Below are 25,283 nucleotides of genomic sequence, written 5' to 3'. Positions count from 1 at the left end.
CTTCGTCACAGTACCCCGGCCCAATCACCCGCTCCGGGTGACGGCCGGGCCACGGCGGGGCGCGAGCGTGGGACGTGCGGCGCTCGTCCGAGCCCGCGACCCCGTCCATCGGAGCTGACCATGACCGATGTCATGCGTGAGGGCCGGACGCCCAGCGTCGCCGCGCGGACCGGTGTCGTCCTGGCCGGCAGCCTCATGATCGTCATGGGCGTCTTCCAGGCCCTCCAGGGCCTGATCGCCCTCCTCGACGACACGCTGTTCCTGGTGCTGCCCGAGTACACGTTCGCCTTCGACCTGACCACCTGGGGCTGGGTCCACCTGGTCGTCGGCATCCTGGTCGCCCTGACCGGCGTCTTCCTGCTGTCGCGCAGCGCGGTCGCCGGCGGCGTCGCGATCGGGCTCGCTGCGGTCAGCGCGGTGACGAACTTCCTGTTCATCCCCGTCTACCCGCTGTGGTCGATGCTGGTCGTCGCGCTGGCCGTGTTCGTGATCTGGGCCATCGCCAGGTCCGGCATCTTCGACACCGACCTGTGATCGGCCGCGGCCGGTCGCCGCGCGGCCCGTCCCGCGGCAGCGGTGCCGCGGGACGGCCGCCCACCAGCGGGTCCGGGCGTCCCCTCGACGCGCCCGGACCTCGCCGGCGCCGCCCAGGCCGGTGCCGCTCAGGCCGCAGGCTCGGGCCCGAACAGGTGCCCGAGGCTCGCCAGGCTCTTGGCGGCGTAGGCCTGCCGGCCCGTCGTCAGGCCGTAGGCCAGGTCCTCCAGGGCGCCGCACCGGGCGTAGAACCCGATCCGTGCCGCCAGGCCCGGGTCGCGGGCGCCGTGGTCCACCGGGCCGTAGGCGTCCAGCGCCGCGCGCAGCCCGGCGCGGCCGAGGTCGCGAAGGACCAGCCCGAGGTCGCGGGCCGGGTCGGCGAGCGCGGCGTCGGACCAGTCGAGGACGCCGGTGACCTCCCCCGCGTCGTCGACCAGCACGTGCTCGCTGCCCAGGTCGTGGTGGCACAGCACCCGGCGGGTCGCGGGCGCGGGCGCCGCGGTGGCGAGGAACGCCTCGACCGGCCCCCGGTGCTCCCGCGGCACCCGCCGGGCGGCGAGGGCGTAGGCCGCCTCCGCGTCCTGCCGCCACACCTCCGGCGCCGCGTCGTCCGCGTCCACCACGTCGGCCCACCGCTCGACGGGCTCGGCGTGCAGCACCCGGAGCATGCCGCCCAGCGCCCGCCCCACGGCACCGGCCCGGCGGGAGCCCCCGGGAGCGTGGAGCAGCGGAACGCCCGGCAGCCGCGGGTAGACCAGGCAGGCCCCGCCGTCGTCGTCGAGCAGCTCGGGCGCCGGCACGGGCAGCGGGCTCACCGTGGCGAGCCGGCGCAGGAGCCGGACCTCCCGGCGCATGCGCGCGGTGGCGCCGCCGTCGCGCGCCACCCTGACGACGAGCCGCGCGACGTCGTCCCCGGGGCCTGCCCGCCCGGCGGCCCCGGGGACGACGGCCTCGTAGGCGACGTGGTCCAGGCCCGCGCCGAGGACGCGCAGCTCCCGCGCCGCGTACCCGTGCCGGGCGAGCAGCTCCCGGACGCCGGCGGTGGTCATGCCGCGTCGCGCCCCGCCGGGCTGCGCTCCCCCCGGCCGCGCTCGCCCCGGCCGCCGGCCGCGACCGCCGGCGCGGCGACGCGGGACACCAGGGACAGCAGCCGGTCGCGGGCCGGGGCGGCGGTCGTGGCGGTGCTGACCCGGTTCATCAGCCGCGAGCCGTGGGCGACCCGCCGGGAGGGGCCGCGGCGGGCCCGGTCGTAGCGGCGCAGCCCGTCCGCCACCGTGCCGCCCGCGACCAGCGCCTCGACGAGCGCGGCGGCGTCCAGGAGCGCCTCGCAGGCGCCGCGCCCGAGGTTGGGGGCCATGGCGTGGGCCGCGTCGCCGACCAGCACGTTCCGCCCCGCGACGTAGGACGGCAGGCGGGGCACCTCCAGCAGCTCCCGCCGGTCGACCCGGCGGTCGTCGAGCCGGCCGACGACGGCAGCGACCGCCGGGTGCCAACCCCGGTAGAGGCGCCCGAGCAGCGCGGCGGGGCCCTCGTCCGGCGGGGCGCCGGCCAGCAGCTCGCGCCGCACGCAGGCGAACCAGTTGACGGCGTCGGGGTGCTGCGGCGTGATGCCGAACAGCCGGCCGCGGCCCCAGGTCTCGGTCACCGCGTCCGCGGTGCCGGGCAGCGCGCCCGGCGAGAGGCCGGGCAGGGTGCCCCGGAACGCCACCGTGCCGAGCGGGCGGGGCGCGGGCGCCCCGGGGAACGCGTGCCCACGCACGGCGCTGCGGATGCCGTCGGCGCCGACGACGACGTCGACGTCGGGGTCCCGCAGGTCCGCCGGCGCGGTCACCCCCGCGCCCCACACCACCGTGCCGCTCGGCATGCCGTCGAGGAGCACCTCGTGCAGCGCGGGCCGGGAGATCAGGCGGGCGCCGGCGCCGACGCGTGCCAGCGGCCTCCCGTCGGGGCGCAGGAGGGCGCCGCCCGGCTCGTGCACCGACCGCGCGCGCACCGCGTCGGCCACGCCGACCCGCGCCAGCGCCGCCATCGCCTGCGGCCACATGCCCAGGGCGGTCCCGCTGTCCGGCGGCCCTGCCTCACGCTCGCGGACCTCGACCGCCCAGCCGGCCGCGAGCAGCCCGCGGGCGACAGCCAGCCCGGCGATCCCGCCGCCCACGACGAGTGCCGATCCGTGCACCGTGCCTCCTGAGCTCCTGGTCCCCGCGGCGCGGGGACCGTCCTGCGCCGACCGTAGGCCCCCGGTCGGCTCGTGGGCGGCGACGCCGCCTCGACCGGTCGTGTCGCGTCCGGTCGACGGCCGACGGCGCCCACGGACCCGGCGCCTCACCGGCGCGGGGCCCGGCGGGCCGCCCGGTCGATCGCCCGGTCGATCGCCCGGTCGATCGCCCAAGCGACCGCGCCGGTCAGCACCCCGAGCAGCATGCCGGTCAGCAGGCCGCTGGGGACCGCGGCGGCGCGCAGGAGCAGCGCCTCCACTGTCGAGGGCAGGACGCCCTCGAGGTTGCCGCCGAGCCTCGGCGCGTCCTGCCGGAACACGGACGTCCAGAGGACCTGGTGGGTGATCGTCAGCAGCACGCCGTAGGCGAGCCCGACCGTGGTGAGCGCGAGGAAGGGCCGCGGTGACCGCCACCACAGCACGGTCGCGACCCGCAGGACGAGCGGGACGAGGACCAGGGGCGCGGCGAGCGGGCTGCCCTCGTCGACGACGCCGAGGTCGTGCAGCGGCACGCGGACCGCCGCCACGGCCGCGAGGGCGACGATCAGGGGCACGGGCAGCCCGAGCCGGTGCTGGCCGCGGGTGCCGCGGCGAGGGGTGCGGGCGGTCGTGGGGTCGTGGTGGGTGGTGTCGTGGTGGGTGGTGTCGTGGTTCGTCATGCCGACGACGCTAGGGAGCCGGCCCTGCCGCCCACATCCGCCCGGTGTCGTCACGTGGGGTCGCCTGCCGACGACGCCCTCACCCGCGGCGGGCGATGCCCGGGTCCCCGGGAGGGTGCTTGGGTCGCAGCATGTGCAGATGGATGGCGTACTCGGGCGACCCCGTCCCCGCGGACGCGCTGCTGTTCCGGCCCAAGCACTCCCTGATCGACCAGAGCCTGCACTCCGAGCTCGGGGCGACCACCACGAACGGCGACGGGTTCGGGATCGGCTGGTACTCCTCCGGGAGCGACGAGCCGCTCGTCTTCAAGGAGGTGGACCCGGCCTGGAACAACCGGAACCTCCGCGAGGTGTCGCGCGAGATCAAGGCACGGATGTTCTTCGCGCACATCCGGGCCTCGACCGGGACGGCGGTGCAGCAGACCAACTGCCACCCGTTCCGCCACGGACGGTGGCTCTGGATGCACAACGGCATGATCGCCGGCTTCCACCAGCTCAAGCGGGACCTCGCGATGGCCGTCGACCCGGAGCTGTTCGCGGACATCGAGGGGTCGACCGACTCGGAGATGCTGTTCTTCCTGGCGATGACCTTCGGCCTCCAGGACGACCCGGTCCCCGCGGTCCAGCGCGCGGTCGGCTTCGTCGAGGACACCGCCGCCCGGCACGACGTGGTGAACCCCGTCCAGATGACGGTCGCGACGACCGACGGCGTGTCGATGTGGGCCTTCCGCTACTCGACCGAGGGCCGGTCGCGCTCGCTGTTCTACTCCACGCGGGTGGACAAGCTGCTCGAGCTGCACCCGGAGGTGGAGGTCCTGCGCGAGCTCGGCGCCGAGACCCGGTTCGTGGTGTCCGAGCCGCTGCGGGACCTCGAGGGCGCCTGGAACGGGGTGCCGGAGTCCTCCTGGGGCATGGTCGGCCCCGGCCGCGCGGAGGTCGGCACCTTCCACCCGGTCTCGGCCGCCGCCTGACCGCGCGGGACGCGGCGCGCCCGCGCAGGATGGAGCGTGCTGTCCGTCCCGCGCCCCGTCGCCGCGCCGGCGTGCGAGCCACCCGGCGCGTGGCCGTGGACCGAGCCGGCGAGCACGGTCTCCAGCCTCGCGTTCGTCGCCGCCGGCGCCTGGATCCTCGTCGCCGCCGGGCGCGACGACGGCCGCGTCCCCGCGCGCGCCGCGCTGGGTGCGCTCACGGTGCTGATCGGCGTCGGGTCGGTGGTGCAGCACGGCCCGGCGCCGGCGTGGAACCCCGTCCTGCACGACCCGCCCCTCCTCGGCGCGCTCGCGCTCGTGGCGGCCGACGCCGTCGCGGACCTGCGGGGCCGGCCGGTGAGCGCGTGGTGGTGGCTGGGGCCGACGCTCGCCGACGTCGTCCTGGCGGCGGTCTCGCCCGCCGCGTCGGTGGTGGCCCAGGTGGCGGCGGCCGCCGTCGCCGTCGCCGCGACCCTGCTGCGGGCCTGCGCCCGCCCCGCCCTGCGACGCCGGCTGCTGACCGCCGCGGCGGTGCTGGGCGCGGGCGCGGCGGTCGGCCGGCTGTCGCGCCCGGGCTGGCCGCTGTGCGAGCCGGGCGGCTGGGCCGTGCTGTCCGGCCACGCCGTCTGGCACGTGCTCGCGGCCGGTGCCCTGGTGGTGCTCGCGCCCGCGGTCGGCAGCCGGGTCAGGCCGGGGCCGCCGCCCGGGCGCGGTACCTGACCACGACCGGCACCAGCAGCACCGCGACCGCACCGCCCGCCAGGGCGAGGCCGCCGTAGCCGAGGCCGGCCATCACCAGGCCGGACGCGGCGCCGCCGCCGGCGCCGCCCAGCGCGACGAGCACGTCGATCGTGCCCTGGGCACGAGGCCGCTCGGGGGCCGGGGTGGCGTCCACGACCATCGCGGTGCCGGCGATCAGGCCGAAGTTCCACCCGACGCCGAGCAGCGCCAGCGCGACGGCCAGCAGCCCCAGCGACCCGCCGGGGGCGACCGCGGCGACCGCGCCGGCCGCCAGGAGCGTGACCCCGGCGGCCGCCGCCATCGGGACCCGGCCCACCCGGTCGACGAGCGGGCCCGTGACCAGCGACGGCAGGTACATGCACCCGATGTGCACGCTGATCACCAGCCCGACCGCCGCGAGCCCGTGACCGAGGGTGTGCATGTGCACCGGGGTCATCGTCATGATCCCCACCATCGTCACCTGGGTCAGCACCATGACCACGGCACCGACCGCCGCGCCCGGCGCGAGCCGGGTGCCGGCGAGGGCCGGCGCCGCCGGCGCGGGGCCCTGCGCGTCGAGCGCCGCGGCGACGAGGTACGGGTCCGGGCGCAGCAGCGTCAGCAGCACCGCCGCCGCGGCGAGGTAGGCGCCCGCCGTGAGCAGGAACGGCCCGGCCAGCGGCGGCAGCCCCAGGCCGGCGGCCACCGCGCCCATCGGCTCCACGAGGTTGGGGCCGGCGACCGCGCCGAGCGCCGTCGTGACGAGCGCGACGCTCACCGCGGCGCCGCGCCGGTCCGGCGTCGCGAGGTCGGTGCCCGCGTAGCGCGCCTGCAGGCTCGTGGCGATCCCCGAGCCGTACACGAAGAGCGCCACCATCAGCAGCGGGACGCTGCCGGCCACCGCCGCCGCGACGGCGACCATCGCGCCGACGCCGCCGGCGGCGAAGCCCAGCCCGAGCCCCGTCCGGCGCCCCCACCGCTGCGTCGAGCGCCCGACGAGGAACGCCGCGAGCGCCGACCCCAGCGTGAACGACGCCGCCGCGAGCCCGGACAGCCCGTCGCTGCCGCTCAGCTGCGCGGTGAGCAGGGCGGCCACGGTGACCCCCGCCGCGAACCCCGCCCCGCCCAGCACCTGGCTGACCACGACGACCGCCAGGGTGCGCCGCTGCAGCGACGCGACGAGCGCCGGGTCGGCGGCGTACCGCTCGGCGTCGGCGGCGGACGGACGCGACGGCATGGTGCACCTCGCAGCGGCGGGCACGGCCGCCGCCCCGTGCCGGGCGTCGGTGCCGGCGTGGCGGCGGAGGGCCCGCCCTCGGCACCACGGTAGTCCTCGTCCCCGGTGCCGGTCGCGGCCCCCTCACCCGGTCGCTCCGCCGTCGGAGCGGCCGGTTCCCGCGCTTGGCACACTATTATGGCCCCGGCGTGACGCGCACCGGCACCGGCGGGCGGCGACCGTGCGCCGCGTCAGCCGCGTGCCGCCTCGCCCACCAGCGTCTCGAGCCCGACGCCGGCGTCGGCCAGCCGGTCCGGGTCCGCCCGGTGCCCGACCAGGGCGCGGACCGGCTCGATCGCGTCCCAGTCGTTGACGTGCATCCCGGCCACGACGGTGCCCTCGCGCAGCCAGAAGGCGGTGAACCGCGGCGCGCGGGTGTCGCCGCGCAGCACCACGCGGTCGTACCCGGCGGGCCCGAGCGAGCCGACGTACTCCATCCCGAGGTCGTACTGGTCGGTGTAGAAGTACGGCTGGGCGGTCACCTCGGTCTCGTCGCCGGCGAGGGTGCGCCCGACGGCCGCGCCGTGGTCGATGGCCGTCTGCCAGTGCTCGACGCGGACGCGGCGGCCGAGCACCGGGTGGTCGACCTTCGCGACGTCGCCGATCGCGAAGACGGCCGGGTCGGAGGTGCGCAGGCGAGCGTCGACGAGGACGCCGTCGTCGACGGCCAGGCCGGCCGCCTCGGCGAGCGTCGTCTGCGGCACCGCGCCGATGCCGACCACGACGTGGTCGGCGTCCTGCAGGTCCGCGGCGGTCACCGCGGCGCCGAGGCGCAGGTCGACGCCGTGGGCGCGGTGGACGTCGGCGAAGACCTGTGCGACCTCCGGGCCGAGGACCGCGAGCAGCGGGAGCGGCGCGGTCTCGTGGACGGTGACGTCGGCGCCGGCGGCGCGGGCGGCGGCGGCCACCTCGAGGCCGATCCACCCGCCGCCCACGATCGCGACGCGCGACGCCGCGCCGAGGGAGGCGCGCAGGCGCTGCGCGTCCTCGATGGTCCGCAGGTAGGACACGGGCCGTCCGGACTCGTCCGCGAGGCGCAGGCGCCGGGGCACGGCCCCCGTCGCCAGCACGAGATGGTCGTAGGGCAGCTCCTCGGTCGCGGTGCGGACGCTGCGAGCCGCGCGGTCGATCGCCACGACCGGCTCTCCCAGCCGCAGCTCGACCTCGTTCTCGGCGTACCACTCCGGTTCGTGGAGGTAGACGACCTCGATCGGGTCGTCGCCCAGGAGGTAGCCCTTCGACAGCGGCGGGCGCTCGTACGGCGGGTGCTCCTCGGCCGCGACCACGACGACGCGCCCGTCGTAACCGCTGTCGCGCAGCGAGGTGACCGCGGTGCCGGCGGCGAGCCCGCCGCCCACGACGACGACGCTCATGGCCGCACCCCCCGCCCGCGCACGAGCGCGAGGAACTCGGCCCGCTGGGCCGGGTCGTCGTGCAGCGCGCCCGTGAGCGTCGAGGTCACCGTCCGCGTCCCGGCGGCGCGGGCGCCCCGCAGGCTCATGCACGTGTGCTCCGCCTCGACGACGACGCCCACGCCGCGCGCGTCGAGGCGCCGCTCGAGCTCCGCGGCGACCTGCGTGGTGAGGCGCTCCTGCGTCTGGGCGCGGCGGGCGAAGTGGTCGACGACGCGGGTGAGCTTCGACAGGCCCGCGATGCGGCTGCCCGGGAGGTAGCCGACGTGGGCGACGCCGACGAACGGCAGCATGTGGTGCTCGCAGACGGAGCGGACCGGGATGTCCTCGACGACGACGAGCTCGTCGTAGCCGTCGTCGTTCGGGAACGTCGTGAGCTCGAGCTCCGGCGCGGCGAGCAGCTCCGCCCACGCCTGCGCCATGCGGCGCGGGGTGTCGCGCAGCCCGGCGTCGTCGAGCGACAGGCCGAGGGCGCCGAGCAGGTCGGCCGCCGCCCGCTGGGCGCGCGCGGTGTCGACGGGCCGGCGGTCGTGGACGATCCGCGGCCGCCACACCGCGACGTCGACGGAGCCGTCGACGGAGCCGTCGAGCGGGCCCACCGGCGGGCTGTCCGGCGGGCTGTCCGGCGGGCTGTCCGACGGGCCGTCGAGCAGGGCGGCCATCTCGCTCTCGTACCCGTCCTCGAGCGGGCCCGCCGGCGCCGGCGCGGTGGCCACGTCAGTCATGGTGGCCCCCGGGGCTTCCGAGGTGGTGCGGCCTGACATCCATCGCGAGACCCTTCTCCCGTGGCTGTTCCGGACCCGGGCGGGCCCGTCGCCGCGGCCCGCTCGTCCCCCTCCCTCGACGGTAGGAGCGGCGAGGACTAACGTCAATACTGTTCTCCGATAGAAGGCCGGCCATGGACGAGCAGACCGACGCGACCCGCGCCATCGGCGCGCTGGCGGAGCCCACGCGCGCCGCCGTCTACCGGTACGTCGCGGCGCAGCCCCACGCCGTCGGGCGCGAGGAGGCCGCGGCCGCGGTCGGCGTGCCCGCGCACACCGCGAAGTTCCACCTCGACCGGCTCGCCGCCGACGGGCTCCTCGACGTGGAGTTCCGCCGGCTCGGCGGCCGGTCCGGGCCCGGCGCCGGGCGCCCGGCGAAGCTCTACCGCCGGGCCGACCGGGAGGTGGCGGTCTCCCTGCCGCCGCGCCGGTACGACCTCGTGGGGCACATCCTCGCCGTGGCCGTCGAGCGGGCGCAGGACGGCGTGCCGCTCGCCGAGGCGACGCACGCGGCCGCCGCCCAGGCCGGCCGCGACGCGGGCGCCGCAGCGGCGCGGGCGCCCGACGCGGAGGCGGCGCCGCCCGACGACGACCTCGCCCGCCTGGGCCGGGCCCTCGCGGCCCGCGACTACGAGCCCCACCTGGACGCCGGCGGCGAGCGGCTGCTGCTCGGCAATTGCCCCTTCGACGCGCTCGCGCGCCGGCACACCCCGCTCGTGTGCGGGCTCAACCACGCGTACGTCGCCGGGGTCGCCGAGGGGCTGGGGTGCACGGCGGTCGACGCCCGGCTGGAGCCGGGCGCGGGCCGCTGCTGCGTCGCGGCCTACCGCACCGCCGTCGGCGCGGCCCGCCGCGGCTGACGGAGCCGGCGCCGCTCGACCCGCCGGGCGCACCTGTTGACGGACGAAACGGACACCCTTAGTGTCCTGCTCACCCGGTGGCGGAAAACGTTATCGACGTTCCGTCGCCGTCCCACCATGCAAAGGAGCATGCTTGTGCGTACGTCTCGTCATCTGCTCGCCGGCGCCCTGACGCTCGGCTCCCTGGTCGTCGCCCCGACCGCCGTGATGGCCTCCCCCGCCCCGCCGGCCGACCCCGACGCCTCGCAGCACTCGGCCACCATCGGCAAGGACACGCTGCGCAGCCTGGCCGAGGAGGCCGGGATCGAGATCGGCGTCGCCGTCAACGCCGACCTGCTCGCCGGCAAGGGCAAGTACCGCAACATCGTCAACACCCAGTACTCCAGCGTGACGGCGGAGAACGTCATGAAGTGGGAGTCGCTGGAGCCGGAGCGCGGCGTCTACGACTGGGCCGCGGCGGAGGCGCTGATCGCCAACGCCGAGGCCAACGGCCAGGTCGTGCGCGGGCACACGCTCGTGTGGCACAACCAGAACCCGGCCTGGCTCACGGACGGCGACCTCACCGCCGAGGAGCTGCGCGCGATCCTCGAGGAGCACGTCCGGACGGTCGCGGGCCACTTCGCCGGCGACATCCAGCAGTGGGACGTCGTCAACGAGATCTTCAACGACGACGGCACGTTCCGCGAGACCATCTGGTACCAGGCCTACGAGGAGCTCGGCCTGCCGGGCGAGCAGTACGTCGCCGACGTCTTCCGCTGGGCGCACGAGGCCGACCCCGAGGCCCTGCTCTTCTACAACGACTACAACCTCGAGTTCACGGGCCCCAAGAGCAACGCCGCCTACGCGTTCGTCCAGGAGCTGGTGGCCGACGGCGTCCCGATCGACGGCGTGGGCTTCCAGGGCCACCTGGACACCCAGTACGGCTACCCGGACCTGCGGAACAACCTGCAGCGGTTCGCCGACCTGGGCCTCGAGGTCGCGCTGACCGAGGTGGACATCCGCACGTTCGTCACCCAGAAGCCGAACGGCACCTACACCAACACCCCGGCCGACCCGGCCGAGGCCGCCCAGCAGGTCGAGTGGTGGGCGCAGACGCTCGAGGACTGCCTCACCGTCGAGGCGTGCAACTCCTACACGGTGTGGGGCGTCTCGGACGCCGGCTCGTGGATCCCCGGCTGGTTCACCGGCCAGGGTGCGGGCCTGCTGTACGACACGCACGACAACCCGAAGCCGCAGTACGAGGCGCTGCGCGAGGTCCTGCGCGACGCCGCCTGAGCAGGACGCCGTCGCACCGCTGCGACGCACGAGGGCACGCACGAGGGGCACGTCCGTCCGGGCGCGCCCCTCGTGGCGTCCCGGGCCCCGTCAGGCTCTCGCAGGGCGACGTGCCCGGCTGCCGGGTACCTTCCGATCGTCACTCGAACGGGAACCAGCGAGGCCCAGCCGGACCGGGCGGAGCGGGAGGAGAGATCGTCATGGACGCGAACCAGCGTGAGCCCCTCACCCCTGAGGACCTGGCCGGGGAGGGCGTCGTCGCCCTGCCCGACAAGGAGGTCGTCTCGATCCTCGACCTCGCGGCCGACGTCGACCTGGCCATCGACGGCGCGGCGCCCGTCGACCTGTCGGTGGCGCTCAACGCCAACGTCGTGGCCCCCATCGACGCCGCGGTGAGCACGAACCTGCTCTCCGACGGCTCGACCGCGCAGGCGATGTCCGACCAGGGCGTGCAGGTCGACCAGACCATCGAGGCCGACGCCCAGGCCACGGCCCTGCAGGACAGCACCATCGACCAGAGCGACACCGTCGAGGACGCCGCGGTCCCGGCGGAGGACGCCGGCGAAGTGTCCGCGCTCACGGCGACCACCGACGCCGGGGCGGCCGACGCCGCCGAGGCCGCGGCGAGCGCGCCCGTCGACGGCAGCGTCGTGGTCGACCCGTCCGGCGCCATCGTCGGCACGCTGGACGCGGCGACCGGGAACGTCGTCGCCCCCGACGGCTCGGTCCTTGGCACCCTCAACGAGACCACCGGCGTGGTCGTCGACGCGGCCGGGAACCTGGTGGGGACCGTGACCGAGCTCGTCGACGGTGCCACCGTGCTGGGCGCGGACGGCGAGGTCCTCGGCGTCCTCGACGCCATGACCGGCAACGTCGTCGACGAGGCCGGGGCCGTGGTGGGCGCGGTGAACCCGCTCACGGGCCAGGTGCTCGACGCCGCCGGCAACGTCCTCGGGACGGTCGGCCAGGTGCTCGACGACGTCACCGACACGGCGGCGGGGCTCGACACCGGCGACCTGCTCCAGGGCGACCTGCTCAACGTCGACGTCAACGTCGACCTCGACGCCGACCTCGCCGCGCCGATCAACGGCGCCGTCGCGGCGAACGCCAACGTCGCGGCCCCGATCGACGCCTCGGTGGCGGCGAACGTCCTGTCGGAGAACTCCGAGGCCGTCGCGATCGCGCAGCAGGACGCCATCATCGACCAGTCGGTCACCGGCAGCGCCGAGGCGACCTCCGACCAGGTCTCGGACATCGACCAGGCGTCGGTGGAGCCGGTCGACACCGACACCGCCTCGGCCGACGAGACCGCGCAGGAGCCCGCCGCCACGGAGCCGGCCCCCGCCGCCGGGACGACCAGCCCGGCTGACGACTCCACGTCATGACGACGCTGATCGACGCCCCCGCGCGCGTCGACGGCGTCCAGCTCCTCGGGGAGACGGTGGGGTCCGGCTACCGGACCCCACCAGCCCTGGTGCGGCGGGGGGACGGCCAGGTCCTCCAGCTCACTCCCCTGCTCTACCTCGTGCTGAGCGCCGTCGACGGCCGGCGGAGCTGTGCCGAGATCGCGGCGGCGGTGGGTGCGACGTCCGGCCGCAGCGTCACCGAGGCGGACGTGCGCACGCTGCTGGACCGCCACCTGCGGCCGCTCGGCCTCGTCCTGCGCGCCGACGGCTCCGCACCCGAGCTGCAGCGCTCCGACCCGCTGCTGGGGCTCAAGCCCCGGGTCGCCGTCACCGACCCGGCCACCACCCGCCGACTGACCGACCCCTTCCGGTTCCTCTTCCGGCCCGTGGTGGTCGTGCCCATCGCTCTCGGGTTTCTCGCCGTGGTGCTCTGGGTCTTCTTCGAGCGGGGCCTCGGCGCCTCGGCGTACGAGGCCTTCGAGCGCCCCCACCTGCTGGTGCTGGTCTTCGTGGTCACGGTGATCTCCGGCGGGCTGCACGAGTTCGGGCACGCCGCCGCGAGCCGCTACGGCGGCGCCGTGCCCGGGTCCATGGGCGCCGGCCTCTACCTGGTCTGGCCCGCGTTCTACACCGACGTCACCGACAGCTACCGGCTGGACCGGGCGGGCCGGATCCGCACCGACCTCGGCGGCCTGTACTTCAACGCCGTGGTCGTGGTGCTCACCTTCGTCGCGTGGTGGGCCACCGGCTGGGAGGCCCTGCTCCTGCTGGTCGCGACGCAGATCCTGCAGATGGTGACGCAGCTGCTGCCCCTGCTGCGGTACGACGGGTACCACGTCCTCGCCGACCTGGCGGGCGTGCCCGACCTGTACCACCGCATCAGGCCCACCCTGCTGGGGCTGCTGCCGCACCGCTGGAACGACCCGGAGCAGCGGGTGCTCACCCCTCGGGCGCGCACGCTGATCACGGCGTGGGTGCTGGTCGCCGTGCCGCTGACGGCGCTCATGCTGTTCGCCATGGTGCGGGCCGTGCCCCGCCTGCTGGGCAGCGCCGGTGCCGCCCTGCGGGAGGACGCGTCCGCGCTGGCCGAGGCCACGGGCCGCGGCGACGTCGTCGGCGTCGCCGGCCACGGGCTCGAGGCGCTGGGGGTGGCCCTGCCCGTCGTGGCCTGCGTCCTCGTGCTCGGCCGGCTCGCCTTCCGCCTCGCCCGCGGCCTGGCCCGGTGGGGCCGCGGCTCGGCCCGCAGGCGGGTCGCGGCCGCGGCCCTGGGCGCCGCGCTGATCGGCGGCCTCGCCTGGGCGTGGTGGCCGGGCGGGGGCACCTACCGCCCGATCCAGCCCGACGAGCGCGGCACCATCACCACGCTCCTGACCCAGCACCCGGTGCCGGCCGTCGGGGCGGACGGCGGCGCGCGGGGTGGCACGCAGGGCCCGGGCACCGCGCCGCAGGTCGGTGCCGCGGCGGACGGCGTGCTCTCCGCCGGGCAGCCGCTCGTCGCGGCGTTCCCCGAGGACGGCACCCTGCCCACCCAGGACGACCCCGCGCTCGCCATGGTGCTCGTGCCGGCGGACGGCGGGGCGGACGGCGACGCCCAGGGCGGTGCACCCGAGGACGCCTGGGTCTTCCCCTTCGACGCGCCGCTGCCGCCCGCCGAGGGCGACAACCAGGCCCTCGCCGTCGTGACGGAGGACGGCGCCGTCCGCTACGACGTCGCCTTCGCCCTCGTCTGGGCCGACGGCGACGAGGTCCGCAACGTCAACGAGGCGCACGCCTACGCGTCGTGCTCCGGCTGCGTGGCGGTCGCCGTCGCGTTCCAGGTCGTGCTGATCATGGACGACGCCCAGGTGGTGGTCCCGCAGAACCTCGCCGTCGCGGCGAACTACGACTGCTACGAGTGCATCACCGCCGCCGTCGCGAACCAGCTCGTGCTGTCGGTCCCCGGCGAGCCGGGCGAGGAACAGCTCCGCGCCCTGGGCGCGGTCTGGGACGAGCTCACGCTGTTCGCCCAGGACATCGGGTCGTACTCGATCACCGAGATCGACGAACGGCTCGAGGCCGTCAAGGCCGAGATCACCGGGATCCTCGGGGCCGCGCCGCCGGTGGCACCGGCGCAGGAGCCGTCGGCCGGCCCGTCGCCCGACGGCTCGCCACCCTCCCCCGGCGCGGCCGCGCCATCACCGACGGGCGTGGCGCCGTCCTCCGGCACCCCGACGCCGACCGCCTCCCCCAGCCGGAGCGCGCAGGTCCCGACGCCGACGTCGCGGCCCCTGGCGCCGGCGACCGCGGCCCCGTCGACCCCGGCGCCGTCGGCCAGCACCGCCGAGCCGACGCCGGACGCCGCCGTGACGCCCGAGCCGACGCCGGCCGCGGCTGCCTCGCCGACGACGTGACGCCGGCGGGCTACGCGGTCCGCCGCACTCCCGGGGGGACCCACCGGCCGTCGAGCGCCTGGGGCTCGGGCCAGTACAGCCGCGCCGTGAGGTTGAACGGCCCGGCGGGCGCCGGCAACCAGTTCGACCGCCGCCCCTCCCCGGGGTCGGCGTGCTGGACGTACAGGTCGAGCGACCCGTCCTCGCCGTAGGCCAGGGGGTCCCGGTCGCCGAGGGCGAAACGGCCGAGGGGGTTGGCGACCTGGAAGCCCTCGGTGTCGTAGAGCGTCACGGACCAGAAGGCGTGGGCCGGCGGGAGCTCGGCGGGCTCGAAGTGCAGCACGTAGTCGCCGGTCCCGTCCAGCGGCTCGCCCCGGTCGTCGGTGGAGACCAGCGGGTAGATCGCGTCCTCGACCGGGTTGGCACCCAGACCGATCATCGTGACGATCGCCCGCTTCAGGTAGTCGTTGCCGTACACCCCCATCGTGTCGGTGTTCAGCTGCCAGCCGTTGACCACCCTGGCCATGCGCGGGAGCGCAGCGCTCATCGCCGCCAGCGCGGCCGCGGGCACGTCGTCGAGCAGGCCGTCGGCGGCACGCTCCACGACGGCCGGCGCGGGCTCACCGCCGACGTCGAGACCGATCCGCCGCATCCGGGCCAGCACGGCATGGTCGGTGACGTGGGGCGGCTGCCTCCTGAGCACCTCGGCCGCACGGGCGAAGAACTCGGTACCGGTCATCTGCTCGACCTGCCGCAGCGGCGGCGTCTCCATGTCCACGGCGGGGTCGACCGCGACGGGAGGGGGCTCGACCGGCGAGCCCGACCGGGACAGCGGGGCCACCCGCAGGCCGTCCTGGAACGCGTGCACGCCCGCGTAGTCGGCCGGACCGTTCGTCTGCGTGCGCCCGACGACCCAGACGTACGGCGTCGGGGCGTCGATGCGCACGAGGTCGTGCGGGAGCGTCCCGGTCCAGCCGGGCGGCACGACGACGAACCGTCCGGGCCGGTTGCCGGTCGTGCGGGTGCCGGGGCAGGCGAACACGTCGGTCCACATGTCCAGCATCGGCAGCAGGTAGTAGCGGTCCCCGGCGTCCGGCACCGACACCACGGCCGGCTCGGCGGTCAGATCGAGCCAGGCGGCCGAGTACAGCGTGTCGAAGTTGGGACGGACCACGTCCCGGAAGTCGGCCGTCGGGAACGCCCGGACATGGGTGAACGTCATCATCGGACCGCGGCCGACGGCCGTGCCCGGCTCCGCGTTGGTCGCCTGGCGCCGCGTCGTCTCCATGGTGACCAACGGGTACAGGTACAGGTACGCCTCGAGGGCGATCTGCCGCGCCTGACGGTCGTCCACCACTCCGGAGGTGCCCATCCTGGCTCCTTCTGCAGGGCGTTCGCGGCCCCGGCGCGCGCGGCGCCGGCGGCGTCGAGGAGGCCGGCGTGCTGCGTCCACGACGTCGTGGACGACAGTCGCCGTCACGTCCAGCCTGGAGCGGTTGCCCGGAGGGCACAAGCACCCCGACCGTGTCCCGACCGTGTCCGGGAGGTGCGCTCGCTCATCCCGACCAGGAGCGTGCGGTTGCCGACGGGCACGGCGTCGCCGCCCTCGACGGTCGCCGGGCCCAGTCCTGCTCGGGGTCGCCCCACCACACGGTCGAGCCCTCGTCCCCGGGGTGGAAGGTGTACACGGCCATCATCAGGAGCGACTCGTCCTTGCGCGCCGGCCAGTACAGCGGGTCGAGCGTGACCCCGCCGTAGACCCAGCAGGTCGTGTCCCGGGTGTAGCGGGGCTTGGGCAGTGGTGGCAACAGGTACTCCCGTGCGTCCGGCGTCTCGCGGGCCAGGGCGCCGTAGCCGGTGCGGTAGTCCGCGGGCAGGTCGCCGATGGCCAGCCCGCCGACGAGGAACCGCGCCAGGTCCCGTCGGGCAGCGAGTCGAGGAAGGCTCGTGTCCCCTCCACCGGGCCGAGGCCCACCGGGTCGGGCACGATCGGGCGGTCCAGCAGCCAGGAGCGGGCGGCGGGGATCGCCATGGTCTCGGCCGGCAGGTCGTGCAGCTCGACGACCTCCACGCCGCGGTTCTCGAGCTTGTCGACGAGGTCGCGGTGGTCGCGCTGCGCGGCCTCGACCCACATCACGTCGTCGAAGAGCAGGTCGTCGGAGGTGGTCGGGGTGAGGCGCTCGTGCGCCAGGCCCGGCCGGCAGACCAGGACCTTGCGGAGCCGGCCCGCCTCGGAGTGGACGCCGTGAGCAACGACGGACGAGGCGGCAGGAGCGGTCATGGCGAGGACCTGTCGTCGACGGCGGGCAGGTGGCGTGCGGTGCGGGCTACAGCGAGATCCAGCCGGCTGCGAGCCCGACGACGCCGGCCACGGCGGCGCCGACCACCGCCACGAACAGGGCGAGCTCGGTCGGCGTGAAGACCCGGCGGCCCTGCTCGCGGCGCGTCATGACGAACAGGGCCGGCGCCGGGGCGTAGACGATGAACGAGACGAGCAGCAGGTCGAGACCTGCCGCCACGAGCATGAACACGGTGTAGACGGTGGCCAGCGCCGCGATCACCAGGTCCCCGCGCAGGGTCGAGGCGGGCGCGCCGGCGTAGGTCTCGCGTGACAGCCGCAGCTTGATCGCGTACGCCGCCGCGAGCAGGTACGGGACCAGGCTGGTGACGGCGGTCAGGTCGAGAGCGAAGTCGAAGGCGTCGCCGGAGAAGTAGGTGAGCACCAGGACCGCCTGGGACAGCGCCGTGCTGAGCAGCAGGGCGTTGACCGGCACGTCGCGGTCGGACTGCCGGCCCAGGAAGCGGGGCATGTCGCGGTCCTTGGCCGCGACGAACAGCACCTCGGCCGCCATGAGGCTCCACGCCAGGTAGGCGCCGAGCACGGAGACGATCAGTCCGGCCGCGACGAACGTGCTGCCCCACTCCCCGACGGCCGTGCCGAGCACCCCGGCCATCGACGGCTGGCGCAGCTCGGCGATCCGGCTCATCGGCATGACTCCGTAGGACACGATCGTCACGGACGCGAAGACCGCCAGCACGCACAGGAAGCCGAGGACGGTGGCCCGGCCCACGTCCTCGCGGCGGCGGGCGTACCGCGAGTAGACGCTGGCGCCCTCGACGCCGAGGAACACGAACACCGTGACCAGCATGGTGCCGCGCACCTGGTCGAACAAGGAGCCCGCGTAGTCGGCGCCCCGGAGGTTCTCGGCGAACACGCCGGGGTCGAAGACGAACAGCGCCAGCAGGACGAAGACGAGGATCGGGACGAGCTTGGCGACGGTGACGACCCGGTTGACCGTGGTGGCTTCCTTGATGCCGCGCCGGATCACCAGGAAGAACAGCCACAGGCCGACCGAGGAGACCCCGACGGCGAGCACGGTGCCACCCTCCCCCAGCGCCGGTATCCAGGCGCCGAGCGTGGACATGATCAGCACCCAGTAGGTGACGTTGCCGACGCACGCGCTGGCCCAGTAGCCGGCGGCGGAGAAGAACCCGGTGAAGTTGCCGAACCCTGCCTTGGCGTACGCGTAGACGCCGGCGTCCAGCTCCGGCTTGCGGACCGCGAGCCGCTGGAACACCAGCGCCAGGGTCAGCATGCCGGCCCCGGCGACGGCCCAGGCGATCAGCGCGCCGACGACACCGGTCTCCTGCGCGAAGCGTCGCGGCAGGGAGAACACCCCGGCCCCGACCATCGAGCCCACGACCATCGACGTGAGCGTGAGGCCCGAGACCTTCGTCGCGCTGGTTCGCGTGGTGGTCGTGCCGTCGTGCGTCATGCTCTCGTCCCGTCCTGAGCGGTCGGGCCGCTGGCGTAGCGCTCGCGTGCGCGGCCGAGCGCCTTGACCGGCTCGGTGAGGAGGAGCACGACGACCGCGAGCCCCGCGGAGACCAGCCCCTCGCGCGGCCCGATGGGCGCCGAGCCGAACCACCCGTGCAGGAAGGGCACGTCGACGAAGGCGGCCTGCAGCAGGACGAGCGCGGCGGCGGCGCACCACGCCGCCCGGTCCCCGCGCAGCACCCTCGGCGTCAGGCTCGAGCGGTGCAGGCACCGGCAGCTGGACAGGTACGCGAGCCGGCCGGGCGCGAGCATGGTGACGGCCGTGGTCTGCGGGGACTCGGTGGCGGGGACCGACTCCCCGGCCCCGGGCTCGGCCTGCGTGCCGCTGCGTCTGGTCACGTGGCGACGGCGCGCTGCTCGACGGCGTCCCGACGGCCCGCCCCGGCCGCACCTGGTCCGTGGTCCTCGCTCGACATGCTTTCGCCTCCCCTGGAGCCCAGCTCCTGGTACGGCTCGCCTGCCGGCCGATGCGTCGCATCGTGCGTCGTGCGTGACGGCCGGGTCGACGGCCCGCGAACACCTTCCGCCCCGGCGGCGCTCGCCCGCAAGCTCAGCCCCCCGGCGGCACCAGGCGCTCCCCCACGGTGTGCAGGACGACGACCTCGGGACGCCACGGGACGACCGCGTCGATCTGGTGCCGGAGCGGGTCGACGTCCGGCAGGTCGCCCGGGCTGCGGATCTCGACGACCAGGTCCTGGCCCTGCCACCGCACGTCGTCCACCGTGGCGCCCTCGACCGCGCCGACCCAGGCCTGCGCGGCGTCCTCGCTCTGGCTGAGCCACAGCTGCGCGAGCGCCGCCTGGACGCTGTTCGCGACCATGGGCACGGCCACCACCAGGACGACCGCGAGCGCCGTGAGCACCGCGGCCCGGCGGCGCGGTGCGGGAGCGCCGAGACGGGCGGCGCGGGCGTCCCGCAGGTAGCCGACCCCGGAGAACACCACGGTCGCGGCGACCACCAGCGCGACGGCGTTGGAGACGAACAGCAGCAGCGCGCCGGCGGCGAGCGACGGCTGCCCCTCCCCCAGGCACACCCCGACGACGCCCAGGGGCGGCACGAGCGAGATGGCGATGGCGATGCCGGGCAGCACGTCGCTGACGTCCCGGCGCGCCAGCGCGATCGCGCCGGCGAAACCGGTCGCGAACGCCGCGACCAGGTCGCCGAGCCCCGGCGAGGTCCGGCCCGTGACCTGGGAGTTCGACAGCACGTCCGTCGTCGCGGGCAGGGCGAGGGTGACGAGCGCCCCGAGCGCCACGACGGCCACCGTCCCACCGGCCACGTAGGCGAGCGACCGCAGGAGCACCGGCCGGTCGGCCGCGACGATCCCGAGGCCGAACCCGAGGATCGGGGTCGACAGGGGCGCGATGATCATCGCGCCGATCACCGTCGCCGTGGAGTCGGTGACGACGCCGCAGACGGCGATGACGCCCGAGAGGACGAGCATCGCCCAGAAGGCCGACCGCTTCGCCCGCACGTCGCCGACACCGAGGTCGAGGCGGTCGACGACCTCGGCGAACGGGCGGCGCTGCGCGGCCGGGACGGCCAGCCGCAGCAGGCGGCCGCGCGACGCCGCGTCGTCGTCGGGCGTCGCGTCGCGGTCTCCGCGAGTCGGGGTCGCCATGTCGCCGTCCGGGCGTCGCACGTGCCCTCGGGCCTACCGCGGTGCCGCCGGTGGGTGGTGCGACGTGGCCGGGGTGGCGGTCGGGTGGACGGGCATGGCGGGCTCCTCGGTGCGCGGTACCGCCCAGCGGTGGCGGCCGCCTCCAGCGTCGCGACGGCGGTCGAGCCCGACATCCTCCGGCGCGGGTGACCACCGGGCCACCTCCCTCGAGCACGGGCACCCCCGTGACGACGGCGTCCGCCCGGCATCCGCCCGACCACCGCCGGGCACCTGGCACGCCTCACCCCTCGCGGCGCTACCTGTCGCACGACCGCACCGATAGCCTCGACGCCAAGCGCCCGGGCGCCGGCGAGGCCGGATGCCGCCGCACCGGGCGAGACCCGCAGACAAGGGAGTCAGGCGATGAAGCTCGTGACCGCACCCCTGCTCGTCAAGACCGGCGCCGTCCTGCTGGCGGTGGGCCTGCTCGTCGGATGGTTCGTCCCCAACTTCCTGATCGGTGACTACCCGGTCTGGGTCAGCCGCGAGCCCGGCCTGGAGCTGGTCGCCACCGTGCTGAGCTTCGTCGCCACGCTCGCCACGATGGTCGGCGCCCCGCTGCTCGCCGCCGGGCTGGGCGCGACCGCGGTGATCTCGGCGATCAAGGGCACCGTCCCCGCGTCCAGGGCCGACGACTAGCTGCGATGTCCAGGGAGGTCGGCAGGGTCGTCGAACGGAGGCCGTCAGGCAACGGCGGCGTCCGCAGGTGTCAGCCCGTCGGCCGCACCGTCATGGCGATCAGCCCGAACAGCACGACCGCGATCGCCAGCACGCCGAGGAGCGTTCCCGTCAGCGCAGGCGCGATCCCGGGACGGACCTGCCGTTCGCTGATCCGAAGGCCGACGCAGCCGGTGACGAATGCCGTCACGCCGAGCAGGATCGCCACCACGTCGCCGACGATCGGGACCACCGACGCGGCGATCCCGCCGATCCCGAGGACGAGCGCTGCGTCGGCCTGCCGCGGGCGCCCGTGGCTCTCCGTCTCGTCAGCCACACAAGGCTCCTTCCTTCGACGCACCGGGCCTGCCCATAGTGCACCACCGCGTCGAGCGCACGACTGGATCGTGCGCGCTGTGCGGCACCCGTCCGCTCGGTGCACACGGCGGCGTCGCGGATCGCCCTGGCTGCGCGCGCTCGTGCGTGCCGGGTCGGTGGCGACGTCCTCACCCGCCAGGGGGGATGACCTGGCCGTCTCCGCCGTGTTCGTTGAACGGGGCGGCTCGGGTGCGTCCCCTGCGCTGCCGAGGAGGACCGATGAGCGTCACGACGACCAGGACCGCGAGCACGGCGCCGCGCCGCTTCCGTCTCGACTCGGCGGCCGGGCGCCTCACGCCCGCAGAACGGACCGCCCGGGGAAAAGAAGCCCGGGCCGCGGTCCCGCGGTCGAGCCACGCCGCGTTCGACCCGCAGCCTGACCGGCCGGACCCGATCACCCTGCTCGACGAGCAGGCGGAGAGCCGGCTGCGTGAGCTGGTGCCGGTGCGCTACGGCCGGATGTCGTCTTCGCCGTTCGCCTACTTCCGCGGCGCCGCGCTGCCGATGGCGAGCGACCTGGCGACCACTCCGGTCTCCGGCCTGGCGGTGCAGGCGTGCGGTGACGCGCACCTGTCGAACTTCGGCCTCTTCGGGTCCGCCGAGCGGAACCTGGTCTTCGACCTCAACGACTTCGACGAGACCCTGCCCGGGCCGTGGGAGTGGGACGTCAAGCGGCTCGCGGCCAGCCTGGAGATCGCGGGACGGGAGAACGGCTACTCGCGCAAGCAGCGTCGCGCGATCGTCACCGCCGGCACGGCGAAGTACCGCACCTCGATGCGCGAGTTCGCCACGATGACCAACCTCGCCGTGTGGTACGCCCGCGCGGACGTCGAGCGGATCCGAGCCGAGCACGCCGGCGAGGTCACCGGCAAGCAGCGCAGACGTTTCGACAAGGCGGTCGCCAAGGCTCGCACCAGCGACAGCATCAAGGCCCTGAGCAAGCTCGCCCGGATGGAGCAGGGCCGCTTGAAGATCCTCTCCGACCCGCCGCTGATCGTGCCGTTCACCGAACTGCTCGACGACCAGGACCTGGAAGCGTTCAAGGCCCAGCTCCTAGGCCTCCTCGCCGGCTACCGGCGCACGCTGAGCAGCGACCGCCGGTTCCTGATGGAGCAGTTCGAGTTCCAGGACATGGCCCGCAAGGTGGTCGGCGTCGGCAGCGTCGGCACCCGCGCGTGGATCATCCTCTTCCAGGGCCACAGCGGGTCCGACCCGCTGTTCCTGCAGGTCAAGGAGGCGCAGGAGTCGGTACTGAGCCGCTTCTGCGGCGCCGGCCCCTACCGCAACCAGGGCCAGCGGGTGGTCTCCGGCCAGCGGCTGATGCAGGCCTCGAGCGACATCTTCCTCGGCTGGCAGCACGTCGAGTCCGGGATCGACGGGCAGGCACGGGACTTCTACGTCCGCCAGCTCAAGGACTGGAAGTTCTCCTTCGAGGCAAGCTCAGCACGACCGAGCTCGATGCGGATCTACGCCGAGCTGTGCGGCTGGACCCTCGCGCGCGCCCACGCCCGCTCCGGCGACCGGATCGCCATCGGGGCCTACCTGGGCGGATCCGACACGTTCGAGAACGCGATCACCGAGTTCGCCGAGGCGTACGCCGACCAGAACGAACGCGACCACGCCGCGCTCGTCGACGCGATCGGCTCCGGGAGGGTGCGGGCCGAGCGCGACGTCTGAGGGCGCCGAGGAACGCCCGGAAGCCCGGCCAGACCTGCATGACTCGCGGAGCCAGGTTGTCGCCCGCCGGCACGGCGATCTGTCAGGGCTCGGTCGCCGGTCGCTCGCGGGTACGAAGATGGCCCTGACTGCTCGTGAGCAGATCAGAGGCCATCGTCCGTTTCCGACTTCCGACGAATGTATCCGAGCGTGCGCGCTCGGCACTCTGTTAGTTCGAGCGCACACTGCCTGACCGCCCGCGTAGACGCCTGCAGCTTCTGGTCCTACCGGACGTCCGTCATCGTCTGCCGCGCGGACCTGGCCAGCTGCCGCCCCCAGTCACGGGCACGCTGCTCCTCACCAGCGACCAAGGGCCCCTGCACGTCGGTGACGTAGAAGGACTCCGGCTCGGCGACGGTGCGCGCCCCGGCCCGGCGCAGCGCCCGCTCGGCACCGCGGGCGGCAGACCCAGGCAGGTGGCGGACCTTGGTGGCCCGGGTGTCGAACGTGGCGTACAGGCTGCGCGCGTCCGGCGGGTGGGCGGTGATCCACTCGCGGACCCCAGGCCCGGGGTCGCCGTCGCGGTGCGCCTGCTGCAGCGCGTCTCGCCGGGTCTGCGGCCGGCTCATGCCGAAGGCGTGCGTCGGCCCACCCACGACGACGAGACCTGGAGGCTCCCCAGCGGGCAGCGGCTCTCCGACTTCGGCCAGCCGCACGGCCATCAGCTCCCCGAGGCCGTCGGCGACGGCACGGGCGATGGCGGCGGTGTTGCCGAAGCTCGACTCGTAGAGGACGAGTGCGTCCATGGTGTTCAGCGCTCCTTGTGCTCGTGGACGATGACGACGGTGCCGCGCGCACGGCGCACCACCGCGTCGGGGACGGAACCCAGCAGGCGGCCGACCGTGGCGGGGTGCCGGCGGCCGCCGACGATGACGACGTCGCGCTCGGTGGCCTCGTCCAGCAGGACGGTCGCCGCGTCCCCGCGCCGGAGCTCGACCGTGCGGTCCACGTCGGTGTACTTGTCGGACCACCGCTCGAGCAGGTCACGGGTCTCGACCTCGGTGGTGTCGTCCCACGGACCGGCCGGCAGCAGCTCGGAGGCCAGGAGGTCTGCCGCCGATCGCGGCTCGACGGCGTGGACGACGCGGACCGGGCAGCCGGCCGCCCGTCCTTCGGCGAAGGCGACGTCGAGCAGCCCCGTCGGATCCTCGTCGAGGCCCCCGACCCCGACGACGACCCGCTCCGGCGCGCCGACGCGGGCCGTCGGCGGGACCACGGCGACCGGGCCGCGCGCCATGGCCGCCGTGAGCCGCGAGACCGACCCCAGCACCAGGCGGTCGAGCCCGGCGGCGCCGCTCCGGCCGACGACGACAAGGTCCGCGCTGCGGGACCAGCCCACGAGGACGGCCGCCGGGTTCCCGGGTTCGGCGCGGCGCACCACGCCCGCCGCGGCGTCCGGCGCCAGTCGTGCCACGGCGCGGCGCACGAAGCCCTCGCACTCACGCCGCGCCTGGTCGACCGCGCCTGCCGTGGCGGCGCTGAGCGGCCCCCACGACGGCGGGTAGGCGGACACGGCCACCACGTGGCCGTCGTGCCGGGCGGCGGCGGGCACGGCCCACTCCAGGGCGTGCGCGCTCTCGGGCGACGCATCGACACCGACGACCACGCCGATCGACCAGGAATCGTTCACGGCTCCTCCTCCGTCACGCGGTCCGTCCGCGGCAGCGGCGTCCGGGGGTGGACGACGACGACCGGGCACGGCGCCGTGCGGATCAACGCGTCGGGCACGGACCCGAGCGCGCGCCCGGCCGGCACCGGGTGGCGCCGGCTGCCGACGACGAGCACGTCGGCCGGCGTGACGGCGTCGAGCAGCACCTCGGCGGGGCGGCCGCGCCGCACGGCGACCGCGCGGTCGACGTCGGTGTACTTCTCGGACCAGCGCTCCAGCAGGTCGCCCATCTGGTCGTAGGCCAGCTCGCGCCGCAGGCGTGCGTAGTGCCGGGTCTCTGCGACGGCCTCGTCCTGCGTCCGCGCCGCGATCACGTGCACGAGCTGCACCATGCAGCCGGCGGCGCGCGCCTCGGAGAACGCGAGGTCGAGCACGGCCCCGGGGTCGCCGTCCGGGTCCACGCCGACGACGACGCGCGCAGGCGCGCCGGTCCGCGCCCGGGGCGGCACCACGGCCACGGGACCGCGAGCCATCGCGCCGGTGGCGGCCGAGACGGAGCCGAGCACGAACCGCTCGAAGCCGGAGACGCCACTGTGGCCGACGACGACCAGGTCCGCGGTGCGCGAGTGCTGCACGAGCACGTGCGCCGGCGAGCCGGGCTCGAGCCGCAGCTCGACGTCGGGCCGCATCTCCTCGACGCCGGCCACCTGCTGCAGGACCCGCAGGGCGGCGTCGCGGCTCTCGGCGCGGGCGTCGTCGTTCCCGCCGGTGACCGGCGGGGCGGAAGGGGCGTACGGCGTCTCGTAGGCGCACACCGCGGTCACCTCGGCGTCGTGCCGGGCCGCCACGCCGAGCGCCCACTGCAGGGCGCGGCGGCTGTCGCTCGACCCGTCGACGCCGACCACGACGCCGTGCGTCCACGTGGAGTCCATGAGGTCCACGGCCCTCACCCCTTCCGCGGCCG

At 75.5% G+C, this 25,283-nt stretch carries 23 protein-coding genes and 2 pseudogenes; 9 read left to right on the top strand and 16 right to left on the bottom strand.

All coding sequences use genetic code 11. From position 1 onward, the window contains the following. Nucleotides 1–120: 120 nt before the first annotated feature. Nucleotides 121–534, top strand: a complete 414-nt coding sequence (locus U5M74_RS00655; protein ID WP_410905177.1) for a hypothetical protein — start codon at nt 121–123, stop codon at nt 532–534. Nucleotides 535–662: 128 nt separating this feature from the next. Here the strand turns inward: U5M74_RS00655 and U5M74_RS00650 are convergent, their stop codons facing one another. The 3 genes from U5M74_RS00650 to U5M74_RS00640 form a co-directional block, all read right to left on the bottom strand. Beyond that, nucleotides 663–1,583: an aminoglycoside phosphotransferase family protein gene (locus tag U5M74_RS00650; RefSeq protein WP_410905175.1), complete on the bottom strand. Its 921-nt coding sequence runs from the start codon at nt 1,581–1,583 to the stop codon at nt 663–665. After that, entirely contained in the window at nt 1,580–2,713 is a 1,134-nt protein-coding gene (locus tag U5M74_RS00645) for an FAD-dependent monooxygenase (protein ID WP_410905173.1), read from the bottom strand. The genes U5M74_RS00650 and U5M74_RS00645 overlap by 4 nt, the downstream gene beginning before the upstream one ends. A gap of 146 nt (nt 2,714–2,859) precedes the next feature. After that, nucleotides 2,860–3,411, bottom strand: a complete 552-nt coding sequence (locus tag U5M74_RS00640; RefSeq protein ID WP_410905171.1) for a hypothetical protein — start codon at nt 3,409–3,411, stop codon at nt 2,860–2,862. A 131-nt stretch (nt 3,412–3,542) separates the two neighbouring features. Between U5M74_RS00640 and U5M74_RS00635 the strand changes: the two genes are divergently transcribed. Both U5M74_RS00635 and U5M74_RS00630 read left to right on the top strand, forming a co-directional pair. Then, complete coding sequence (locus U5M74_RS00635) at nt 3,543–4,382, top strand: class II glutamine amidotransferase (RefSeq protein ID WP_410905169.1); 840 nt, start codon at nt 3,543–3,545, stop codon at nt 4,380–4,382. 36 nt (nt 4,383–4,418) lie between these two features. Further along, entirely contained in the window at nt 4,419–5,099 is a 681-nt protein-coding gene (locus tag U5M74_RS00630; RefSeq protein WP_410905167.1) for a hypothetical protein, read from the top strand. On the opposite strand, the gene U5M74_RS00625 is transcribed toward U5M74_RS00630, so the two are convergent. From U5M74_RS00625 to folE, 3 genes are all read right to left on the bottom strand, one after another. Next, nucleotides 5,065–6,336 (bottom strand): MFS transporter, encoded by a 1,272-nt coding sequence (locus U5M74_RS00625; protein ID WP_410905165.1) that lies wholly within the window; start codon nt 6,334–6,336, stop codon nt 5,065–5,067. The two genes, U5M74_RS00630 and U5M74_RS00625, sit on opposite strands and share 35 nt — an antisense overlap. Before the next feature lie 230 nt (nt 6,337–6,566). After that, the gene (locus tag U5M74_RS00620; protein WP_410905163.1) at nt 6,567–7,748 is read right to left on the bottom strand and encodes an NAD(P)/FAD-dependent oxidoreductase; all 1,182 of its coding nucleotides are present in this window, start codon (nt 7,746–7,748) and stop codon (nt 6,567–6,569) included. Next, entirely contained in the window at nt 7,745–8,341 is a 597-nt protein-coding gene (gene folE / locus U5M74_RS00615) for a GTP cyclohydrolase I (RefSeq protein ID WP_410905764.1), read from the bottom strand. The genes U5M74_RS00620 and folE overlap by 4 nt, the downstream gene beginning before the upstream one ends. A gap of 344 nt (nt 8,342–8,685) precedes the next feature. Between folE and U5M74_RS00610 the strand changes: the two genes are divergently transcribed. The 4 genes from U5M74_RS00610 (at nt 8,686) to U5M74_RS00595 (ending at nt 14,482) form a co-directional block, all read left to right on the top strand. Continuing rightward, nucleotides 8,686–9,411 carry a helix-turn-helix transcriptional regulator gene (locus tag U5M74_RS00610; protein WP_410905161.1) on the top strand — a complete coding sequence of 242 codons (726 nt, stop codon included), beginning with the start codon at nt 8,686–8,688 and terminating at the stop codon, nt 9,409–9,411. A 129-nt stretch (nt 9,412–9,540) separates the two neighbouring features. Beyond that, nucleotides 9,541–10,686, top strand: a complete 1,146-nt coding sequence (locus U5M74_RS00605) for an endo-1,4-beta-xylanase (RefSeq protein ID WP_410905159.1) — start codon at nt 9,541–9,543, stop codon at nt 10,684–10,686. A gap of 200 nt (nt 10,687–10,886) precedes the next feature. After that, a complete protein-coding gene (locus U5M74_RS00600) occupies nt 10,887–12,071 on the top strand; it encodes a hypothetical protein (protein WP_410905157.1) in 1,185 nt (394 codons plus the stop codon). Then, complete coding sequence (locus tag U5M74_RS00595) at nt 12,068–14,482, top strand: hypothetical protein (RefSeq protein ID WP_410905155.1); 2,415 nt, start codon at nt 12,068–12,070, stop codon at nt 14,480–14,482. The genes U5M74_RS00600 and U5M74_RS00595 overlap by 4 nt, the downstream gene beginning before the upstream one ends. Nucleotides 14,483–14,492: 10 nt before the next feature. Here U5M74_RS00595 and U5M74_RS00590 read toward each other — a convergent pair whose 3' ends face one another. The 6 genes and pseudogenes from U5M74_RS00590 to U5M74_RS00565 all read right to left on the bottom strand — a co-directional run bounded on the left by U5M74_RS00590 (nt 14,493) and on the right by U5M74_RS00565 (nt 19,920). Beyond that, on the bottom strand, nt 14,493–15,833 hold the full coding sequence (locus U5M74_RS00590) for a DUF1254 domain-containing protein (protein ID WP_410905153.1): 1,341 nt from the start codon (nt 15,831–15,833) through the stop codon (nt 14,493–14,495). A gap of 104 nt (nt 15,834–15,937) precedes the next feature. After that, nucleotides 15,938–16,338: pseudogene (locus U5M74_RS00585) on the bottom strand (arginine deiminase family protein). A gap of 113 nt (nt 16,339–16,451) precedes the next feature. Further along, nucleotides 16,452–16,595: pseudogene (locus tag U5M74_RS00580) on the bottom strand (arginine deiminase family protein); the annotation flags it as partial. A 193-nt stretch (nt 16,596–16,788) separates the two neighbouring features. Then, on the bottom strand, nt 16,789–18,237 hold the full coding sequence (locus U5M74_RS00575) for a basic amino acid/polyamine antiporter (RefSeq protein WP_410905151.1): 1,449 nt from the start codon (nt 18,235–18,237) through the stop codon (nt 16,789–16,791). Further along, entirely contained in the window at nt 18,234–18,638 is a 405-nt protein-coding gene (locus U5M74_RS00570) for a cation transporting ATPase C-terminal domain-containing protein (RefSeq protein WP_410905149.1), read from the bottom strand. The genes U5M74_RS00575 and U5M74_RS00570 overlap by 4 nt, the downstream gene beginning before the upstream one ends. Before the next feature lie 211 nt (nt 18,639–18,849). Next, complete coding sequence (locus tag U5M74_RS00565) at nt 18,850–19,920, bottom strand: DUF389 domain-containing protein (protein WP_410905148.1); 1,071 nt, start codon at nt 19,918–19,920, stop codon at nt 18,850–18,852. A 402-nt stretch (nt 19,921–20,322) separates the two neighbouring features. On the opposite strand from U5M74_RS00565, the gene U5M74_RS00560 reads away from it, so the two are divergent. Next, complete coding sequence (locus U5M74_RS00560; protein ID WP_410905146.1) at nt 20,323–20,598, top strand: hypothetical protein; 276 nt, start codon at nt 20,323–20,325, stop codon at nt 20,596–20,598. Nucleotides 20,599–20,668: 70 nt separating this feature from the next. Here U5M74_RS00560 and U5M74_RS00555 read toward each other — a convergent pair whose 3' ends face one another. Beyond that, nucleotides 20,669–20,953: a hypothetical protein gene (locus U5M74_RS00555; protein ID WP_410905144.1), complete on the bottom strand. Its 285-nt coding sequence runs from the start codon at nt 20,951–20,953 to the stop codon at nt 20,669–20,671. Between the two features lie 260 nt (nt 20,954–21,213). On the opposite strand from U5M74_RS00555, the gene U5M74_RS00550 reads away from it, so the two are divergent. After that, the gene (locus U5M74_RS00550; protein ID WP_410905143.1) at nt 21,214–22,671 is read left to right on the top strand and encodes a DUF2252 domain-containing protein; all 1,458 of its coding nucleotides are present in this window, start codon (nt 21,214–21,216) and stop codon (nt 22,669–22,671) included. Nucleotides 22,672–22,934: 263 nt separating this feature from the next. Here the strand turns inward: U5M74_RS00550 and U5M74_RS00545 are convergent, their stop codons facing one another. Genes U5M74_RS00545 through U5M74_RS00535 form a run of 3 tightly spaced genes read right to left on the bottom strand, consistent with a single transcriptional unit; the run spans nt 22,935 to nt 25,251 of the window. Next, a complete protein-coding gene (locus U5M74_RS00545; protein WP_410905141.1) occupies nt 22,935–23,456 on the bottom strand; it encodes a flavodoxin family protein in 522 nt (173 codons plus the stop codon). A 5-nt stretch (nt 23,457–23,461) separates the two neighbouring features. Continuing rightward, on the bottom strand, nt 23,462–24,340 hold the full coding sequence (locus U5M74_RS00540; protein ID WP_410905139.1) for a universal stress protein: 879 nt from the start codon (nt 24,338–24,340) through the stop codon (nt 23,462–23,464). After that, nucleotides 24,337–25,251 (bottom strand): universal stress protein, encoded by a 915-nt coding sequence (locus U5M74_RS00535; protein WP_410905761.1) that lies wholly within the window; start codon nt 25,249–25,251, stop codon nt 24,337–24,339. The genes U5M74_RS00540 and U5M74_RS00535 overlap by 4 nt, the downstream gene beginning before the upstream one ends. Nucleotides 25,252–25,283: the final 32 nt, after the last annotated feature.

Source organism: Puerhibacterium sp. TATVAM-FAB25 (genome assembly GCF_046535855.1).
GTDB lineage: Bacteria > Actinomycetota > Actinomycetes > Actinomycetales > Cellulomonadaceae > Puerhibacterium > Puerhibacterium variabilis_A.
The sequence above is the reverse complement of the archived record's forward strand: the minus strand, read 5'-3'. Positions and strand labels throughout refer to the sequence as shown.

Excerpts from the sequence above, each read along its gene's own strand:
- U5M74_RS00655 (WP_410905177.1), top strand. The coding sequence starts at position 121 with ATGACCGATGTCATGCGTGAGGGCCGGACGCCCAGCGTCGCCGCGCGG.
- U5M74_RS00650 (WP_410905175.1), bottom strand. The coding sequence starts at position 1,583 with ATGACCACCGCCGGCGTCCGGGAGCTGCTCGCCCGGCACGGGTACGCG.
- U5M74_RS00640 (WP_410905171.1), bottom strand. The coding sequence starts at position 3,411 with ATGACGAACCACGACACCACCCACCACGACACCACCCACCACGACCCC.
- U5M74_RS00635 (WP_410905169.1), top strand. The coding sequence starts at position 3,543 with ATGTGCAGATGGATGGCGTACTCGGGCGACCCCGTCCCCGCGGACGCG.
- U5M74_RS00625 (WP_410905165.1), bottom strand. The coding sequence starts at position 6,336 with ATGCCGTCGCGTCCGTCCGCCGCCGACGCCGAGCGGTACGCCGCCGAC.
- U5M74_RS00620 (WP_410905163.1), bottom strand. The coding sequence starts at position 7,748 with ATGAGCGTCGTCGTCGTGGGCGGCGGGCTCGCCGCCGGCACCGCGGTC.
- U5M74_RS00610 (WP_410905161.1), top strand. The coding sequence starts at position 8,686 with ATGGACGAGCAGACCGACGCGACCCGCGCCATCGGCGCGCTGGCGGAG.
- U5M74_RS00605 (WP_410905159.1), top strand. The coding sequence starts at position 9,541 with ATGCTTGTGCGTACGTCTCGTCATCTGCTCGCCGGCGCCCTGACGCTC.
- U5M74_RS00600 (WP_410905157.1), top strand. The coding sequence starts at position 10,887 with ATGGACGCGAACCAGCGTGAGCCCCTCACCCCTGAGGACCTGGCCGGG.
- U5M74_RS00595 (WP_410905155.1), top strand. The coding sequence starts at position 12,068 with ATGACGACGCTGATCGACGCCCCCGCGCGCGTCGACGGCGTCCAGCTC.
- U5M74_RS00590 (WP_410905153.1), bottom strand. The coding sequence starts at position 15,833 with ATGGGCACCTCCGGAGTGGTGGACGACCGTCAGGCGCGGCAGATCGCC.
- U5M74_RS00575 (WP_410905151.1), bottom strand. The coding sequence starts at position 18,237 with ATGACGCACGACGGCACGACCACCACGCGAACCAGCGCGACGAAGGTC.
- U5M74_RS00565 (WP_410905148.1), bottom strand. The coding sequence starts at position 19,920 with ATGGCGACCCCGACTCGCGGAGACCGCGACGCGACGCCCGACGACGAC.
- U5M74_RS00560 (WP_410905146.1), top strand. The coding sequence starts at position 20,323 with ATGAAGCTCGTGACCGCACCCCTGCTCGTCAAGACCGGCGCCGTCCTG.
- U5M74_RS00550 (WP_410905143.1), top strand. The coding sequence starts at position 21,214 with ATGAGCGTCACGACGACCAGGACCGCGAGCACGGCGCCGCGCCGCTTC.
- U5M74_RS00545 (WP_410905141.1), bottom strand. The coding sequence starts at position 23,456 with ATGGACGCACTCGTCCTCTACGAGTCGAGCTTCGGCAACACCGCCGCC.
- U5M74_RS00535 (WP_410905761.1), bottom strand. The coding sequence starts at position 25,251 with ATGGACTCCACGTGGACGCACGGCGTCGTGGTCGGCGTCGACGGGTCG.